The sequence below is a fragment of the Sporosarcina luteola genome (assembly GCF_023715585.1).
Lineage (GTDB): Bacteria > Bacillota > Bacilli > Bacillales_A > Planococcaceae > Sporosarcina > Sporosarcina luteola_D.
Genome location: NZ_JAMBOK010000001.1, coordinates 1,006,139 through 1,024,051 on the forward strand (window position 1 = coordinate 1,006,139; position 17,913 = coordinate 1,024,051).

A 17,913-nucleotide genomic window follows, 5' to 3' on the forward strand; every position below is an offset into this window, starting at 1 on the left:
CTTTTCACATTTTAAAGAAGGTGCTAGCGGATTCCTTCTGTTCCTTTCGAGCTTCAAAATACCAAGGTTCTAAAATGTTATTCAAGATTTCATGTTCCATCGTAGTCAATTTAGTAAGTAATGCATCAATATCATCTTTTCGACTATGATAATCACTTTTAAGTTTTTTCAAATCTTCCACTAAGGCTTTCATTTTGTGAGTCGCTTCCATTCCAAATTCGGTCGAAGGATCCTGAAGAATGGTGTAAAACACTTCGTATGCTTCATCTTGTATGGATTGAAGGGCCTGCGTAACGACATCTTGTGAATGATTGCGGATAATGGTAGACACAGCATCTTTTTGGTCTACCGTTTGCCAAAGGACATTTTCAAGGATGACAATGTCGGATACATTCACAACTTGTCTCTGGCTTATCACCGCCTTCGCTTGAAGTACGGAAAGTGACTGTTTAAATCGCCTGTCAGAAGGGCGTATCCCTTCGTCACGTAATTCATTTCGAATCTCCGAGAGTTTTTCATACACTTCATCCGGTATTAAAACACTATCCGTCAACAACTGAAGTTGAATCAATTCGTCCATCGTCATGGAAGGCATAGAATGATTCCTCTCAGTTCCCTTCATCATCGAAACAAAATTCGTTTGATCTGCAATATAATCCAACTCGAATCGTAGTAAGAACCTGTCAAATAGAGCTTCCAGTCCTTCCCCTTCTTCAGGATATTCATTAGAAGCCCCAATAACTGAAAGTAACGGTGCCTTTTCCGGCGCTCCGCTATTATAAAATATCCTCTCGTTTATAAGAGTCAGCAAGCTGTTCAAAATTGCAGAATTGGCTTTAAATATCTCATCCAAGAAAACAAGATGTGCTTCCGGCATTTTAGAAACTGTATTCCGCTTGTATATGCCTTTTTCAAGATCTTTCAACGACAACGGACCAAAAACTTCTTCAGGTGTGCTGAACCTAGTTAATAACCATTGGAAGTATTCTGTTCCGTGTACGATCTTCGCCAACTCGACAGATAATGCAGATTTCGCAGTTCCGGCGGGTCCAATCATGAGCATATGCTGTCTCGAAAGCAGAGCGACAAGAATCCCTTCAACCTCGTTCTCCCGTTCAAAATACTTCGCATTGAGTGCCTGTCTAATTTCCTGTAACTTTTTCAAATTCGCCATAGCCATTTTCTATATCTCCTTACTTTTTGCAATGTGTATAATAATTTCTTTACTTATAGTCTGAAGGATACGAAGTCATTTTAATCTGCCGATCACTAAGTTTTTATCCAAGCGAACGCCGCAATGATAAAAAGCGTTGCAACCGTTGAAGTCACAACGGTTACAGCGCTTTTTATCGAAAATTATTAAATACTTCCTAAGAGAACCTAAATATTTGCCGAGTAACGTTTTTGTTACTGCATTTCCAACTATCTTGTGTTGTATTTGTGTTGTATTTAAACAAATCCGATCCTTGACTGATCTCCTCTTTATGTTTAATAACCCTAAAAAATCTTCAACTAATTATCGTCTCTCCAACCAGTCATAGAGCCAATATCGATCGACCTAGCAAAACTAATTGGTTTTCTCTTTTACCAAATAAACTTCCTTTGTAATAAATCACTAAAATAAACGCAATAATAGCTGATATATTTTGAATAACGGGCAAATCTCCTGATAGTTTTACAAAAAGGGGCATGCCAACAAATCCGATAGATGAAATCAACATTAATAAATTACCCTTAACAATGTTGCTCAAAAATTACATCCCTATAAAAACTACTACGTACGTTTTTTACTTTCACTATCAACAAATTCACAATATTTGTAGTTAATTTACCTTACTAGACATCATATTCTATTACCGGGATCGGGAGGTGATAGATCATATTAAATGTTTTTTTCATTTACTTTATCCTTACGTCATTCTCATATCTATCTGCAATCTTTGTTATTAAAATACCTGCCCCCCAATATATTAGTGCCACCATTAAAAACGCTTCAACAAAGCGGAAATTCTGAGCAGCCATAATTTTTGCTTTTGCAAAAATATCTATGACGGTTATTAAAAAACCGAGTGAAGTAGCTTTAATCGCCACAGTAAAGGAGTTTGCAAAATCGGGTACCGCATGTACAAATGCCTGTGGAACAATAATTCTAGTAAAGGTTTGATAAAAACTATAACCTAAAGAATGGGCAGCCTCAATTTGTCCATAATCTACGGCTAAAAATGCCCCCCTTATAATCTCCGATTGAAAGGCAGATAATGTTAGGCTAACAGTAACAATTAAAATGATAACCGGTGACATATTATTCATATTGTAATTAATACCGAGCAGCGATATGATGAGTTGCCCCATGGCTGGCAATGCATAGTACATTAAATATAGAAAAACAACCATGGGAGTACCTCTTAAAAACAATTTGAACAACCCTATTAGTTGAATTAAAACTGGAATCTTATATTGTTGTATTATGGCTATCACTATACCTAAAAGCGTTGATAAAATAAGTATAGTAACCGCTAACAACAAGGTTTTTGGAAGTAAACCCAGAATTCCTAAAAACATATCGTATGAAGCCTTTAAGTCAAACATTATACCCCCCCTAATTATTCTTATACTACTATCTAAATGATGTTTTCTTCTCAAGTTTTTTAATCAAAAAATCAGCCGTAAAACACATTGCAGAAAACATCAAGGCGATAACAAAGTATATAAATACTTGATTCGTACCATAAGATCTTGATATAAATAATTCAGCAACCCCCATAATATCAATTACACCAATCGCAAAGATAAGCGATGTATCATGGATTAAATAAACTAATCCATTTCCATATCCGGGGAGGGCGACAGGTATTACCTGCGGAAGTATAATTCTAAAAAATTTTTTAGTTGGCGTATAGCCTAAACTATCAGCTGCCTCATGTTGACTTTTATCGACGGACAGATAGGCTGGACGAAATACCTCAGAAATATATCCTGAATGATAAAATCCCATTGAAATGATCGCTGCATGCATTGGGCTTACATCTACCGAATTAAAGCCCATAAGTGATAAAATCTTTGGGATACCAAAGTACGCGATGAAAAGTAATATTAATCCGGGGACGCTTCGGGCAAATGAAACATATAAATCTGCCATTTGACTAATTACCGGAATCTTTTTTATTCTAAGGAATGTTAATAAAATAGCAAAGAGTAATCCAAGTGCTGCCGATAAAATTATTATTATAATATTAATGGGGAGTACTTTTAAAAATTCCAATAACAATTCTAACGTACTCATTTCCAAAGTAATTCCTCCCTTAAATGATAACGTTTCAATTTACTTATGTAATTGCTGTCAATAAATTTTATAATAAAGCCATTAGGGAGTTGTATACTATTATCGTTCAAGGTACACCTGTTTTAATCTTTGTTTACATCCATATCCTCTTTACCTCATTTGATCCCCAAATCAAAGGAGTCTAGAGAATATGGATGTGTTTTTATAGATTGGGGGTATCCAGTACTTAACTAAATAACTTCAGAAGTGATCTCTATCCTCATTTGTCATATTGAAAAACATCTTCATCGTAAAATTCAACAGACAGCTCGGAAAGCTTTCCGGAATCTTTCAATTTCTTTAATCCTTCATCTATTGCTTCCTTCAATTTCTCGTTTTCTTCTGATTTGTGTATCATAAAGAAGGTCGGAATAATCTTTATAGGGTCAGTTGCACGAACAGCTAATTTCTGATCTTCTATAATCTTAATTTGTCCGTAACTTGATGGATAAAACAATGCATCATATTTACCGTTCGATATTTCTTTAAGCCTATCTGCCATAGGTATACCAACATCCGCCAGATCGTATTTAAGTTTATGTTCCGGGTGCTCAGCTTCCCAATCCTTGACTGTTTTCAATGTCGCCCCGGCTGGGGAAAGGGGTGAAATATTCTTTCCGACCAGGTCTTCTATTCCTTCTATGCCGCTATCCTTCCCAACATAAATTTTAATCAAAGCCCGCCCATTAGATTCTGACGGGATTATATATTGTTCTGCACGTTCTTCCGTAAAACCAAGGCCTCCTGCGAGCATATCGTATTTACCGGTTGCTAGCCCGGTTTCACCTGCCGAATCTTCAACAGCAACCAATTCAAATTTATATCCATCTATTACTTTGTCAAGTTCTTTTATAATTTCTGGTTCATAACCAGTGACTTCGCCATCCTTGTCAATCCAACTTAATGGTTTTGAAGTATGCCCGGTTGCCACTTTGATAATTCGAACGTTTTTATCTCCATCACTTTCAGCTTTTGTTTTATCATCATTCGAACATGCGACAAGAAATATTAAAACGAATATACACAAAGTAAATGAAATTAGCCTTTTTCCCATTTAAAATCATCCCTTTTCTGTTATTTTTCTTCTTTCCTAAATTCCCTAGGCATGTCTTGCACTCTCATTCTTTGATTACATAAATTTAAATTCGGAAGTCCCAAATACTAATGAAGCCGTATTTCAGTCGAGTAACCAGTTAGTGCATTTTTTGCAATTCTTGATTTGAATAGAACTTTTTCAAAAACTGTCTTGTTCTTACATTCTCTGAACCTACAAAAATTTGTTCCGGAGATCCTACTTCAACAATGTGACCATTTTCCATAAATACAACTTTATCCGAAATACTTCTTGCAAAGTCCATCTCATGTGTCACTAAGAGTGTCGTCATCCCTGACTTTGCCACTTCTTCGATTACCCGCAAAACCTCCTCTACTAATTCAGGATCAAGCGCTGATGTTGGTTCATCAAATAAAATCAATTCTGGTTCAAGCGCTAGACCACGTGCAATACCTACTCTTTGTAATTGTCCTCCAGATAAACTAGATGGATATTCATCTATTTTGTCTATTAAACCCACTTTTTCTAATTGCCTATAACTATTCTCATATGCCTCATCCTTTGACTTCTTTTGAACTGCAATTTGCGCATCCATCACATTTTGTATGACCGTTTTGTGTTTAAAAATGTTGAACATTTGGAATACCATGGCGGTTTTTCGGCGAAGTCTAAGGATGTCTTGCTTTTTTATATTTTTATAGTCTAAATTTAAATCTCCAAGTTGAATTTCGCCCTCATTAGGTTTTTGTAAATAATTAATACATTTTAACAAGGTTGTTTTACCTGTTCCGCTTGGTCCAATAAAGGAAACTACTTCCCCCTTCTTAACAGATAAATCGATTCCTTTTAAAACTTCATTTTTATCAAATGATATGTGCAAGTTTTTTATGTTTAAAATAATTACTACCTCCCAAAATGCATAATAATTATAATTCGACTTTGTTAACCGCAGACATGTCTAGCAGATTTTCCTTGGTCAAACCATTGAAATTAATTCCATCTTTTCTGTAATCGCTATCCATAAGTAACGATGCTGTACTAATAATTGAGTCAGTATACGGTGTTTCAACCCCCAATATTTTTCCTAACTCTGAAATGGGGACAAGACCAAATGGTATATCTTCTGTCATATACCTGTAATCCAATGTAGTAGGAGCATTTCCGGTCGGGAATAAACCTGGTAGAGCTTCATATAGGGTTGGATAATTTGTTTCATAAAATTCATTCAATACAGTCAAAATACTTTGAGTATCAACTTTTAGCTGACTTGCTATTTGTAGTCTCTCTATATCCAACTTTTCTACGTAGTTAACTGAATAAGGAGATGCACCGTCTGTATAAAACTGAAATGTCTCGGATGCGTCAATCCTAGCTGCGTTAAATAGCGTAATTGGGGGATGTATAACAGCATTCGAATTATTTAATGATGTTTCAAAAACACTGTTGCCTAGAATTAATTGTGGAAACCTATTCATAAATGATGTCGCAATAGGATTTTCTTTACATAATGTACTTATCAGCACGTTGTGTTTGATTTTATTTATATATACTGACCCGGCATTATCCGCTATGCTAACAAAAGGCATGGCGCTGGTTTCTGCCACTGTGATGTTTTTGTTTTTTATCAAGTCACGGCCAAGTATGCGCTTACATTCCGTCGCACCCCAGTATCCCGGAAAAAATATAATTGTTTGGTTGTTTTTCAGTAAAGGTTTAATTTGACTTATAATTGGTTCATGTCCCATAGCCGTGGTTGAAATAATGATGAACTCAGCATCTGAAATAACTTCATCCATAGATGTAGATGCTTCCAACATTGCTTTTCCTGAATATACTCCTTTAACTTCTAATCCATTTGTTGATATTCTTTGCGCCTTACTTGAGTCACGTGTATACAACTTCACGCTTTCCTCTTTCAATGTAAGATATCCTGCTATAGCCTGGCCCGTATTACCACCACCAATTACTGCATATGACATAATTGTTTCCTCCCCTTATGCTGATCCTAAATCAATTATAGTTAATTACCGCTGTGAATTTTTGTAGTTTTCCACTGTTTTTATTGCTTGGTTCATAGAGCCTAATATATGTTTGTTAACTGCTGCTACTGCATTTTCCTTATCCTTTTTGATAATGTAATTAAGAATAATCTCATGCTCATCCACTGACTTTTTAGTGTCGATAATACATTTATGTGCTAAGCGCCTATATCTGTTGATTAAACTATTTATCTGTGATAGAAACCTAACTGCAATTGTATTGCGACTGACTTTATAAATATATTCATGAAATTGGCCACCATAATTATCAATAGTCTCAAAGTCTTCTAAACTTGAAGTCATTCTAAGAATTTCAACAAGATGTGTTAGGTGTTCAATTTCCCTTTCAGTAATGTTATCAATGGCATTTTCAATTACTATACCTTCTAAATTACCTCGAATAATAAATATTTCCTTTACTTCCTGTATTGATATAGGTGCAACATTCATTCTGCCGTTAATACCTCGGCTTATTAATCCCTCCAGTTCCAATCTTTGTAAAGATTCTCGTAATGGTGTCCTGCTAATCTCTAACTCTTTTGCCAACTCTTCTTCCACAATAGGTTGGCCGGGTTCAAGAATACCTTTTACTATTTTTTCCCTCAATTCATTGTAAGCGAGGTCTTTAGTAGATACCCTGCCAGTCATTACTTCTTCGAACACATTTATCAGCACCTTTAAAATAATTGTATACATTTATAATGTTATGCTAACACATAGAATATTAGAAGTAAAGAGAATATTTAGCAACTTTCGAAATATTGTTTTTCGAACAAAGTTATACTGCTTTATTGAGATGGGGAGTTATAGCGAATGAAAATGAAAAGGAGTAGCAAATGCTACTCCTTTTCGTTTAATTTTAATCCATTTAGTGGTGGTGATTTACTTTTTATTTAACGATGTTTTTATTTCAGCATTTAACATTTGGGAAAGATCCTGTTTTTTTGTGAATACTTGGTTGTTAATAGTTCCTAAAGCTTCCGAAAAGAGCTTGTAGTGAGCGGCAATTGCCTTCTCCTTTTAAAAGAGGCGTTAAGCTCTTTGGTTGCCAGTGTGAAATCCAAGTCAAATATCCCCATTTTTTCATCATGAAAAAACCCTCCATTCATTTGAATTGGAAGATAATCTCGTGTCTATTCATACGTTAAATTCAAAGCTACAAAGAAGAGATTCTGCACCAGTGACCGAATCCCTTCTCTTTTTCAAACCCTTTCACATCAAGGCTTGAACTGCATTTTTAAATACGTCCTAGGAAGACGAAAATCAGTACCAATAAACGTCGTTATGATGTTGTTTCCTGGAACATAGTGTGTTGTATTTTATATAATCTCGTCAATAATTTCTTGATCTAGTTAATGCACAAATTGCGCCCACTACTCTTCATTTTTAGTCCTTAATCATTGGTTACTGTTCTCCTTACCTAACGTAGTGATTAACTTATCTAATTTTCCTTCTATTCTTCTATTGATTCGAATTTTTTTTTGTTGATTAATCAATAGTAAACTAAACATTAATGCTAGAAAACAAATGAATGAGATGCCCAATAATACCATCATATTTATTTAACTCCTTTAACTAAAGATAAATGATTTCTAAAGCTATTTCTCTTGGAATATACTCCACAACCCATAAAAAAGCTTCATCTTTGACTGAACTTTTTGCGAGTGAAGTTGACAAAGACAAATTGGAATTATATTTAGGCAATGCTAATGGTTGTGCTGGTAATTTGAAATTATATTTGCATTACCACTATTATCCGTAAGGTATACATTGGATGAGATATCAGCTTGCTAAAGTTATTCAAAATTATTTGAATGAAACACCCACTCTCTTTTGATATTAACACACAAAATTTAACACTAGTATTGGGAAAATTCTTTAGGTTATACTTCTTAATTTCGGACCAAGCCGAAATAATGGGCTTTCACAATTCATTAAGGGTGTTCGCTGAATCAAATTTCCACAAATTCATTCGGGTATTATTAATAGTTTCTGGCAAGCAGCGTTGATCTACTGAACACACAAGGTTCACATCCACTATTTGGGCTTGCCCTCAATTTGAATGTCAGCTTTCAGGGGGAGAACTGGGAACAGAAGATAGTAGATGCCCTCTTTAGCCTTGCTTCCACAAACTCTAATACATGAAGTACATTCTCCTCAAAGAGCCCCGTTTATAGCCCTTCGTTTAGAGACAGTAGATCAATCTTTTTATACTTCTAAATTAACTTGGAGAAGCCGCCATCTACCCCAAACTTTGAGGACATGGCAAGTACGTTGAACGTGTGAAATTTGTGTAAAAATGATTTCATTTTCTATCGTTTCTAAAGGTATTCTCCAAAAACAAAGAATGACCGCAAACGCTGTTATATCAACGTTTGCGGTCATTCTCTTTAACGTGTTCAGTTTTTACTTAATTACGTCCCAGGAGGGATTCGAACCCCCGACCCACAGCTTAGAAGGCTGTTGCTCTATCCAACTGAGCTACTGAGACAAGTTCGTTTAGCAACAGCTGATTGCTAACGACAAACTTTATTATAGGCAGGCTCACTGGAAAAGTCAACACTAATTTGCGATATTTTTCATATCCGCTGTAATTATGGTATCCATGTCCATGTTTTTGAAGTAAATCCGGTAGCCATCATCCCATTCAATTTCTGCAAAGGTAGGCTGCTTGCCCGCCCTTGGAAGCAATGTGCTTCCTGGATTGACAAATAATATCCCTTCCCTCAATTCAGCCGCATATGAGTGGGAATGGCCGAACAGTACGATGTCTGCACCGAGTTCCTGCGCTCCATAATACAAAGGCAGCATTGTCCGTTTGACGTCGTGTTCATGTCCGTGCACCATCCAAATCTTCTTGCCGCCAACTTCTACGATTACCGAATCAGGAAAACGCAGATCCCTATCACAGTTTCCCTTCACGATATGGATTGTATGCACTAGCGGTTCATCCCATGATAATTCACTGTCACCACAATGAAAAACGGCATCCGCCTGCAACGCGGAAACGGTCTTCACCGTTTCCTTATCGCCATGCGAATCACTCATCGCAATAATCCTCATTGCCCTTCTCCCAATGAATCCAATAGCTGCGGCAAATGCTCTTTCAACTGTCGAATAGCTGCACCCCGATGGGATATCTGGCCTTTTTCCTCAGGTGTCAATTCAGCCATCGCCCGTCCTTTGTCCGGCGAATAAAAGATCGGATCGTAACCGAAGCCGTTTACACCTCTTCTCTCTTCGAGAATCAATCCTTCACAGCTTCCCGAAAACGTGACAGTCTCGATACCCGGCCCAGCGACAGCAAGGACGCAGCGAAAACGCGCCGTACGCTTCTCCTCCGGTACTCCCTGAAGCTCTGACAGCACCTTGTCGATATTGGCATCATCATTCTTCGGCTCACCGGCATAACGCGCAGAATAGACGCCTGGAGCCCCTTGCAGCTTATCGATTTCCAATCCACTATCATCCGAGATGACCGTAATGCCTAACAGTTCCGAGACCGTCTCTGCTTTCAAGATTGCATTTTCCTCAAATGTAACGCCTGTCTCTTCCACATCGATGTCTTGTTCCAGGTCGTTCAATGTTTGCACTTCAAAACCGTATGGGCCAAAAAGCGTTTCGAAATCCTTCGCCTTCCCTTTATTGTTCGTCGCAATCAAGATCTTTTTCATCGTTCTTCGTCATCCTTTCCGCCAATAAGCGCACCGATTTCGCCTAGCGCTTCTTTTTGGATGCTGATCAACCGCTCTATTCCTGATTCCGCAAGTTCGACAAGATCATTCATTTCCTGCCTTGTGAACGTCGCTTCCTCGCCAGTTCCCTGCAATTCGACAAATTCCCCAGCGCCCGTCATGACGACGTTCATATCAACAGCAGCAGTCGAATCCTCGGGATAATCTAAATCAAGGATCAAATCACCTTCAACCGTCTTACCTACACTGATTGCAGCCAAGAAGTCTTTAATCGGAAAGCGGCTAAGTTCCTTCTCTTTTGCTAATTTGGAAACAGCGATGCTCGTTGCAACAAACGCTCCTGTAATGGCCGCTGTACGAGTGCCTCCATCCGCTTGGATAACGTCGCAATCAATCCAGATGGTACGTTCACCAAGAGCACCCAGGTCGGTTACAGCACGCAGTGCGCGTCCGATCAACCGTTGGATTTCCATCGTCCTGCCACCGACTTTTCCACGTGAGGATTCCCGTTGAGTCCGCTGGCCAGTAGCACGAGGGAGCATCGAGTATTCAGCTGTCACCCAGCCTTGTCCACTTCCTCTTAGAAAAGGCGGGACCCTTTCCTCAATAGACGCAGTGCAAATCACTTTTGTATTTCCGAAAGAGATCAATACTGATCCTTCAGGGTGAATCAGATAATCCGTTTCAATTGTCACTGGCCTTCCCATCTCTGCAGTTCTTCCATCATGCCTCATATTGGATACCCTCCACAATTCAATTTCAGCATCCATCTTACCATATTCATTTTCGCCATAGCAAAAACCCGGTTGCCTTTATTGGCAGCCGGGTTTCCCTAGTATAATATGTCTGACGTCGGGGCTTTCGATGCCGAGCCAGTCGGTTGCAATCGATTTAAACCCTTCCAATCGTCCTGTCGTGTAAAATATCGGTTCTTTACGTGCACCTGAGATGTTTGCAAGGTTGAATCCAGCTAACGTACTCTCCACATCCCGAACTGTCTCATATGCAGATGACACAATAGTTACACCTGCAGGCAGTTGTTCCTGGATTTGATCGTGCAGAAGCGGATAATGCGTACAACCTAAAATGGCGGTATCAAACTTCATGTGTGCAAGCGGCTCCAATGATTTTTGCATGATTGGCTGAATGTTTTTTTGTTTGTATTGACCACTTTCAACTAGGGGAACAAACTCAGGACAGGCTAGCGGGATGATTTCCACATTAGCCGAGATAGAGGAGATGGCATTCTCATATGCCTTGCTTTTGATTGTGCCAATCGTGCCTAACACTGCGATTTTTCTTGTGGATGAGACATGCACAGCCGCCCTGGCACCCGGTTCAATGACTCCTAACACGGGGAATGGGAAGCGTTCACGCAGCATATCCAACGTCACCGCGGTAGCCGTATTGCAAGCGACGACTAACATCTTGATACCCATTTCGGCAAGTGCCTCAGCCATCTCCATTGTAAATTCCTTCACTTCTTCAACTGAACGTGGCCCATATGGACAACGCGCATCATCACCTATATAAAGAATGGTCTCATTGGGTAAATAATGGTGTATTTCCTTAACGACGGTCAATCCGCCCACACCGGAATCAATGACACCGATCGGCGCTTCATTTAAAATCTTCAATCCTTGATCATCTCTTTGTGCAGTTTTGTCAACAATCGTGAAAACTCGTTTATTTCCATCTCTGAAAAGTCCTCGAGAACTGTATTTAAGTAATTCCGTCGTTTATCGATCACTTCTTCGATGATGCGTTCACCCTCGCCTAATAAATGAATGCGTACGACACGGCGATCCTGTTCATCACGCACCCTCTTCACGAGCTTGTTATTTTCCATGCGATCGACGAGATCTGTCGTCGTGCTGAATGCCAGATACATTTTATTCGACAAATCGCCGATGGTCATGTCCCCATGCTCGAACAACCATTGCAATGCAATGAATTGTGGAGGTGTAATCGTATAATTGCTTAAAATTTTACGGCCTTGCTGTTTAATGATTCCAGATATATATCGGAGTTCCTTTTCCATCCGAGCAATGTTCTCGGTGCCTTCAAGACTCATTGCGTTTTGTTCCGCCACATATACCAGCTCCCTGAAAACGAATACTGTCTACTTATTGTCACCTTTTTCGTCATATAACGCAACAGTTTAAGGAGGATAATAAGTATTTAATTATTTCAGGAAGCTGAGCATATTTATAAATATGACGGTTCATAATGAGTCAGGCCTCAAGGAACGACAATAGATTTTCTCAATTTAGTTTCAGTTCCCCTAATCGCAACAATTCGACAATCGCTTGAGCCCTTCCGGATACTCCTAATTTCTGAATGGTATTCGAAATATGATTCCGGACGGTTTTTTCGCTAATGCCGAGCCGTCCTGCGATTTCCTTCGTCGTGTGATCATCTACTAATAGATTGAAGATTTCTCGCTCCCTTGCTGTAAGCAAAGAACGGTTTTTCATTTCTCCTGTCAAGACGCGCCCCCTCCTATCCACGTTCACTTTACAATATGTGAGGAAGGTTTAGGCTGTGCCGGCTCGTTCATCATTTTACAAGGAAAAACCGGATTTTTGATCACTTTTCCAAGGAACCGATTTACCTGTTGTCCTGTCAATTTGGACAATCGTTCCCCTTCCGGTAAATACGAGTTCCCCCTTTGCGTTCTTCGCCATATAATGAATGTCCACTGAGCTGTTCCCGACGGATGCCGCTTTGACGTAAATCGACAATTGTTCATCGAAGAATACTTGTTTCATATAGTCGCATTGAAGGTCTGCAACGACTGGTATTGACTTTCCGTTCGGGTCAAGCCACTCAACCATGTGACCGACATGCTTTAAATATTCGATCCGCGCATATTCAAAATATGCGAAGGTGACTGTATTGTTTAAATGGCCGTACATATCCGTTTCAGAAAAACGCACGGTAACTGGTACTGAAAATGTGAACTCTTCCATCCATTGTTGCATGTTATCGATATATGTAATTCTCAACTATCCCACTCCCCTTTTATCAATTACGCCTCGGCGTAATTGCGTCCGGATTTTGAATTGTGCTTGAGGGCGACAGGATGTCGTTCATGCAGTCGTTGCGACAGGACGTCGCGCACTTAGACTGCCTTCCATAACACCTTTCAAAATCCGTGACATCCGCCGGAGGCTTTATCTTTGTTCAGCTGGCCAATGGACATCCACTGGACAGGGGATAAAACTTGATTTCATCCCGCCAGCTATTAAGATAGGTTTTTGCTGAACAAAGATAAAATGAATGAACATTCATTCTATTATTATAGCAAATAGATTGTGAATATCCAATAGTACGAGAGATTTACACTGCATGCAGCTCGCAATAGACACGGGATCGGTCTATTTAGGCGCTTGACCGGCTACTTTAGGCGCGGGACGAATCTTTTTAGGCGCGAGACCGAATACTTTAGGCGCGGGATTACTCTCTATAGGCGCGGGAACGGCCACTTTAGGCGCGAGATCAACTGCTTTAGGCGCTAGACCAACTGCTTTAGGCGCAGGAACAACCACTTTAGGCGCTAGACCAACTGCTTTAGGCGCAGGAACAACCACTTTAGACGCGAAATCAACTGCTTTAGGCGCAGGAACAACCACTTTAGGCGCGAGACCAACTGCTTTAGGCGCAGGAACAACCACTTTAGGCGCTAGATCAACTGCTTTAGGCGCAGGAACAGCGCTAGACCACCTGCTTTAGGCGCGGGAACGGCTACTATAGGCGCGACACCCGCCTCTATAGGCGCAGCACTCCTCTCTTTAAGCGCGAGACTGCATTTCCACAAAAAAAGAACTGTCGCAGCAAGTCATTTTTGACTTTCTGGACAGTTCCATTTAAATGTTTATCAGTCAACCATATGGTCGCTTCCGAAGAAGTTTTTAAACATTTGTACCGTCGTTGCGCGGTTCATTGCAGCGATGGACGTTGTTAAAGGAATACCTTTAGGACATGCGACGACACAATTTTGCGAGTTTCCGCATTCGCCGATTCCTCCGTCGGACATGATTGTTTCCAGGCGCTCGTCTTTGTTCATCGCACCAGTTGGATGCGAGTTGAACAGGCGGACTTGGGACAATAGTGCAGGTCCGATGAAGTTCGTTTTGTCGTTGACGTTAGGGCAAGCCTCTAGGCAGACACCGCATGTCATGCATTTGGACAATTCATAAGCCCATTGGCGTTTACGCTCAGGCATACGAGGACCTTCGCCTAAATCGTATGTTCCGTCGATTGGAATCCAAGCTTTGATCCGTTTGAGGGAATCGAACATGAACTCACGGTCTACAACAAGGTCACGCACAACTGGGAATGTTCTCATCGGCTCCAGGCGGATCGGTTGTGTAAGCTGATCGACCAAAGCTGTACAGGATTGGCGAGGGCGTCCGTTGATCACCATTGAACATGCGCCGCATACTTCTTCAAGGCAGTTCATGTCCCAGTTGACTGGTGTCGTTTTCTTCCCTTCGGCATTCACCGGGTTGCGACGAATCTCCATGAGAGCGGAAATGACGTTCATATTCGGTCTGTATGGGATTTCAAAGCTTTCCATATATGGTTTTGAATCAGGAGTATCTTGTCGCTGAATTTCAAATTTGACCGTTTTTCCTGCAGTTTGCTGTTCAAGGACAGCAGTTGTTTGCTCAGTCACTTAAGTCAATCTCCTTTCTTCGCTGAATAGTCACGTTTACGCGGCGGAATCAAGGATACATCCACTTCTTCATAAGAAAGGATCGGCGCAGATTTCCCGTCGAATTCTGCGATAGTCGTTTTCAAGAAGTTTTCGTCGTCACGGTTCGGGAAATCTGGTTTGTAATGTGCCCCACGGCTCTCATTACGATTCAGTGCTCCCAACGTGATGACTCGTGCCAAGTATAGCATGTTTTTCAACTGGCGAGTGAATGTTGCGCCTTGGTTTGACCATTGTTGCGTATCCACAATATTGATGTTTTCGTAGCGCTCAAGAAGCTCTTGGATCTTGTAGTCCGTTTCTTGCAATTTATCGTTGTATCGGACAACCGTTACGTTATCTGTCATGATTTCGCCGAGTTCCCTATGCAGAATATATGCATTCTCGTTGCCATCCATCTTTAACGTATCGTCCCATTTTTGCTGTTCGTCTTTCACAGCAGATTCAAACAAGGATGATGGAAGCTCATCTGCAGTGCGTTTTACGCCGCGCATATACTTGACCGCTTCCGGACCTGCAACCATTCCGCCATAGATGGCAGATAGCAAGGAGTTTGCTCCAAGACGGTTTGCACCATGTTGGGAGTAATCACACTCACCTGCTGCAAACAGTCCAGGGATGTTTGTTTGCTGCTCGTAATCGACCCAAAGTCCGCCCATTGAATAATGGACCGCAGGGAAGATTTTCATTGGCAATTTGCGTGGATCATCGCCAGTGAATTTCTCATAGATTTCAATGATGCCGCCCAGTTTGATATCAAGCTCTTTCGGATCTTTATGGGAAAGGTCAAGGTATACCATGTTTTCCCCGTTAATGCCCAACTTCTGGTTTACGCAGACATCGAAGATTTCACGTGTCGCAATATCACGCGGTACCAAGTTTCCGTAATCCGGATATTTCTCTTCAAGGAAGTACCATGGCTTACCGTCTTTATACGTCCAAATACGGCCCCCTTCTCCACGGGCGGATTCACTCATAAGACGGAGTTTGTCGTCTCCCGGGATTGCAGTTGGGTGAATTTGGATGAATTCACCATTCGCATATTTAGCCCCTTGTTGATAAACTATCGAAGCTGCGGAACCAGTATTGATTACTGAGTTTGTCGATTTACCGAAGATGATCCCAGGTCCGCCAGTCGCCATAATGACTGCGTCTCCAGGGAACGCCTTGATTTCCATGGACTGCATGTTCTGCGCTTTGATCCCACGGCAAATTCCTTCTTCATCCAAGATGACGCCAAGGAATTCCCAGTGCTCATACTTCTGAACAAGACCCGCCACCTCATGACGGCGAACTTGCTCGTCCAATGCGTATAGAAGTTGTTGGCCTGTCGTAGCGCCAGCAAATGCTGTACGGTGATGCAACGTACCGCCGAAACGACGGAAATCCAATAATCCTTCAGGTGTGCGGTTAAACATGACACCCATCCGGTCCATCAAGTGGATGATTCCTGGAGCCGCCTCTGCCATTGCTTTAACTGGAGGTTGGTTCGCTAGGAAATCCCCGCCATATACAGTGTCATCAAAGTGGATTGCAGGCGAGTCGCCCTCACCTTTCGTATTCACTGCGCCGTTGATGCCGCCTTGCGCACAAACGGAGTGGGAGCGTTTTACCGGAACGAGTGAGAACAGGTCTACCCCGACTCCTTCTTCCGCAGCTTTGATAGTTGCCATCAAGCCGGCAAGTCCGCCACCGACGACAATCAATCTGCCTTTTGCCATTGTTGATTCACTCCTCAAATTTTACATATACTTGTAATTCAATGACCATGATTGTTATTAGACAAACGCCAATAATGCTTGTATACCTATTACGGAAAGAACTAAGAACGCAGCAATCGTAATGTAAGAAACAATCTTTTGTGAGCGTGGCGATTGTGCAATCCCCCATGTCACAGCGAACGACCATAGGCCATTTGCTAAGTGGAATGTCGCTGACAGTACACCTGCTATGTAGAACGCAAGCATGAACGGATTAGAGAGGATCTCTTCCATCATGTTGAAGTTCACTTCTGCCCCAAGTGCTTTTTGGATTCTAGTTTCATAGATATGCCACGCTATGAAAATGACTAGGAAAACGCCTGTTACACGTTGCAGCATGAACATCCAGTTACGGAATGTTCCGTAGCGCTGAACATTGTTTTTCGCAGTGAAAGCTATGTACACACCATAAAACGCATGGAACATTAACGGAATATAGATAATGAACCATTCCAAGAACAGGACGAACGGCAAGCTCCCCATGAAATTGGATGCGTTATTGAACGCTTCTTCACCGCGTGTTGCAAAGTGGTTGATGACCAAGTGTTGAGTGAGGAACAACCCAACCGGAATAACTCCGAGCAATGAATGCAGCCGGCGCAAGTAAAAATCTGATTCTCTCGACAAGTCTTTTACCCTCCCTTATTAAAGAGATATGCCAGAAATGCCTCGTCACTGTTTGTACAAATGATAGACGTTGACGGCATGCCTCTTAATGGTACAATATGATAACATGTTCATTGTACTCCTCACTTTTGAGGAGGTCAAGGCGATCTAGGCTTTTTGAAGACCATTATCAAAAAGTTCAATCCATGACCCGATTCTCCTGAAAGGACTGCATAATCGTTGGATAAACTAACTTATGAATCTCCGACACGATTAGGATATGAAATCATAAGAGACCATGTGCTCCCGAACATATTAGGAAAGCATGAAGATGAAATCCTTTATTGGTCCGGAAAAGAGATAGCTAGAAAATTCCCTATATTTTCAATTGATGAATTGCCGGATTTCTTTCGGGAAGCCGGTTGGGGTCCCCTTGTCCCTTACAAAGGGAAAACAGCAAAAGATGAAGCTTTATTCATTCTGGAGCAAAGTGACACAACGCTGCTTAAAAACAGATCTTGTCATCTGGAAGCCGGTTTCATCGCCGAACAGTTCCAGAAACTGAATGGTTACCTCACTGAATGCTATGGCGAAAAAATCCCAAAAGAGAACCACGTGCGATTTCTTGTTAAATGGGATCCAAAGTCGCAAGTATGACTTGTTCTGCTTACTAGCCATCTACTGTGGAAATGCGTGATTGATAGACACCAAAAAAGG

The 17,913-nt window shown here is 40.8% G+C and carries 21 protein-coding genes and 1 tRNA gene; 2 read left to right on the plus strand and 20 right to left on the minus strand.

The features are described 5' to 3' along the window. Positions 1-4: 4 nt before the first annotated feature. The 17 genes from M3193_RS05175 to M3193_RS05250 all read right to left on the minus strand — a co-directional run bounded on the left by M3193_RS05175 (position 5) and on the right by M3193_RS05250 (position 13,118). Positions 5-1,180, minus strand: coding sequence for an AAA family ATPase (locus M3193_RS05175; RefSeq protein ID WP_251624841.1), 1,176 nt, complete (start codon positions 1,178-1,180; stop codon positions 5-7). 355 nt (positions 1,181-1,535) lie between these two features. Then, positions 1,536-1,751, minus strand: a complete 216-nt coding sequence (locus M3193_RS05180) for a hypothetical protein (RefSeq protein ID WP_251624843.1) — start codon at positions 1,749-1,751, stop codon at positions 1,536-1,538. Positions 1,752-1,899: 148 nt separating this feature from the next. Then, complete coding sequence (locus M3193_RS05185; RefSeq protein WP_251624845.1) at positions 1,900-2,589, minus strand: amino acid ABC transporter permease; 690 nt, start codon at positions 2,587-2,589, stop codon at positions 1,900-1,902. Between the two features lie 28 nt (positions 2,590-2,617). After that, positions 2,618-3,283 (minus strand): amino acid ABC transporter permease, encoded by a 666-nt coding sequence (locus M3193_RS05190; protein ID WP_251627219.1) that lies wholly within the window; start codon positions 3,281-3,283, stop codon positions 2,618-2,620. A gap of 259 nt (positions 3,284-3,542) precedes the next feature. Further along, a complete protein-coding gene (locus tag M3193_RS05195; RefSeq protein WP_251624847.1) occupies positions 3,543-4,376 on the minus strand; it encodes a transporter substrate-binding domain-containing protein in 834 nt (277 codons plus the stop codon). Positions 4,377-4,515: 139 nt separating this feature from the next. After that, positions 4,516-5,274, minus strand: coding sequence for an amino acid ABC transporter ATP-binding protein (locus M3193_RS05200; protein WP_251627220.1), 759 nt, complete (start codon positions 5,272-5,274; stop codon positions 4,516-4,518). Positions 5,275-5,302: 28 nt separating this feature from the next. Next, complete coding sequence (locus tag M3193_RS05205) at positions 5,303-6,355, minus strand: NAD/NADP octopine/nopaline dehydrogenase family protein (RefSeq protein WP_251624849.1); 1,053 nt, start codon at positions 6,353-6,355, stop codon at positions 5,303-5,305. A 45-nt stretch (positions 6,356-6,400) separates the two neighbouring features. Then, positions 6,401-7,078 (minus strand): GntR family transcriptional regulator, encoded by a 678-nt coding sequence (locus M3193_RS05210; protein WP_251624851.1) that lies wholly within the window; start codon positions 7,076-7,078, stop codon positions 6,401-6,403. 298 nt (positions 7,079-7,376) lie between these two features. Beyond that, the gene (locus M3193_RS16690; RefSeq protein ID WP_285851833.1) at positions 7,377-7,505 is read right to left on the minus strand and encodes a hypothetical protein; all 129 of its coding nucleotides are present in this window, start codon (positions 7,503-7,505) and stop codon (positions 7,377-7,379) included. A 1,327-nt stretch (positions 7,506-8,832) separates the two neighbouring features. Further along, positions 8,833-8,906: transfer RNA gene (locus tag M3193_RS05215), tRNA-Arg, on the minus strand. Positions 8,907-8,977: 71 nt separating this feature from the next. Then, complete coding sequence (locus M3193_RS05220) at positions 8,978-9,478, minus strand: metallophosphoesterase (RefSeq protein WP_251624853.1); 501 nt, start codon at positions 9,476-9,478, stop codon at positions 8,978-8,980. Next, entirely contained in the window at positions 9,475-10,089 is a 615-nt protein-coding gene (locus tag M3193_RS05225) for an XTP/dITP diphosphatase (protein WP_251624855.1), read from the minus strand. Before M3193_RS05225 ends, M3193_RS05220 begins: the two co-directional genes overlap by 4 nt. Further along, positions 10,086-10,844 carry a ribonuclease PH gene (rph, locus tag M3193_RS05230; protein WP_251624857.1) on the minus strand — a complete coding sequence of 253 codons (759 nt, stop codon included), beginning with the start codon at positions 10,842-10,844 and terminating at the stop codon, positions 10,086-10,088. Before rph ends, M3193_RS05225 begins: the two co-directional genes overlap by 4 nt. Positions 10,845-10,922: 78 nt before the next feature. Beyond that, positions 10,923-11,747, minus strand: a complete 825-nt coding sequence (racE, locus tag M3193_RS05235) for a glutamate racemase (RefSeq protein ID WP_251624859.1) — start codon at positions 11,745-11,747, stop codon at positions 10,923-10,925. After that, entirely contained in the window at positions 11,744-12,184 is a 441-nt protein-coding gene (locus M3193_RS05240; protein ID WP_251627221.1) for a MarR family winged helix-turn-helix transcriptional regulator, read from the minus strand. The genes racE and M3193_RS05240 overlap by 4 nt, the downstream gene beginning before the upstream one ends. Before the next feature lie 190 nt (positions 12,185-12,374). Then, positions 12,375-12,587, minus strand: coding sequence for a helix-turn-helix domain-containing protein (locus M3193_RS05245; RefSeq protein WP_251627222.1), 213 nt, complete (start codon positions 12,585-12,587; stop codon positions 12,375-12,377). 87 nt (positions 12,588-12,674) lie between these two features. Next, positions 12,675-13,118 (minus strand): acyl-CoA thioesterase, encoded by a 444-nt coding sequence (locus M3193_RS05250; RefSeq protein WP_251624861.1) that lies wholly within the window; start codon positions 13,116-13,118, stop codon positions 12,675-12,677. A gap of 460 nt (positions 13,119-13,578) precedes the next feature. Between M3193_RS05250 and M3193_RS16810 the strand changes: the two genes are divergently transcribed. After that, positions 13,579-13,845: a hypothetical protein gene (locus M3193_RS16810; protein ID WP_353056393.1), complete on the plus strand. Its 267-nt coding sequence runs from the start codon at positions 13,579-13,581 to the stop codon at positions 13,843-13,845. Positions 13,846-13,990: 145 nt separating this feature from the next. On the opposite strand, the gene sdhB is transcribed toward M3193_RS16810, so the two are convergent. Genes sdhB through M3193_RS05265 form a run of 3 tightly spaced genes read right to left on the minus strand, consistent with a single transcriptional unit; the run spans position 13,991 to position 17,217 of the window. Beyond that, complete coding sequence (gene sdhB, locus M3193_RS05255; RefSeq protein WP_251624863.1) at positions 13,991-14,791, minus strand: succinate dehydrogenase iron-sulfur subunit; 801 nt, start codon at positions 14,789-14,791, stop codon at positions 13,991-13,993. A gap of 5 nt (positions 14,792-14,796) precedes the next feature. Beyond that, on the minus strand, positions 14,797-16,551 hold the full coding sequence (gene sdhA / locus M3193_RS05260) for a succinate dehydrogenase flavoprotein subunit (protein ID WP_251624865.1): 1,755 nt from the start codon (positions 16,549-16,551) through the stop codon (positions 14,797-14,799). 57 nt (positions 16,552-16,608) lie between these two features. Next, the gene (locus M3193_RS05265; RefSeq protein WP_251624867.1) at positions 16,609-17,217 is read right to left on the minus strand and encodes a succinate dehydrogenase cytochrome b558 subunit; all 609 of its coding nucleotides are present in this window, start codon (positions 17,215-17,217) and stop codon (positions 16,609-16,611) included. A gap of 219 nt (positions 17,218-17,436) precedes the next feature. Here M3193_RS05265 and M3193_RS05270 point away from each other — a divergent pair, with 219 nt between their 5' ends. Next, positions 17,437-17,853, plus strand: coding sequence for a YslB family protein (locus M3193_RS05270; RefSeq protein WP_251624869.1), 417 nt, complete (start codon positions 17,437-17,439; stop codon positions 17,851-17,853). Positions 17,854-17,913 lie beyond the last annotated feature (60 nt).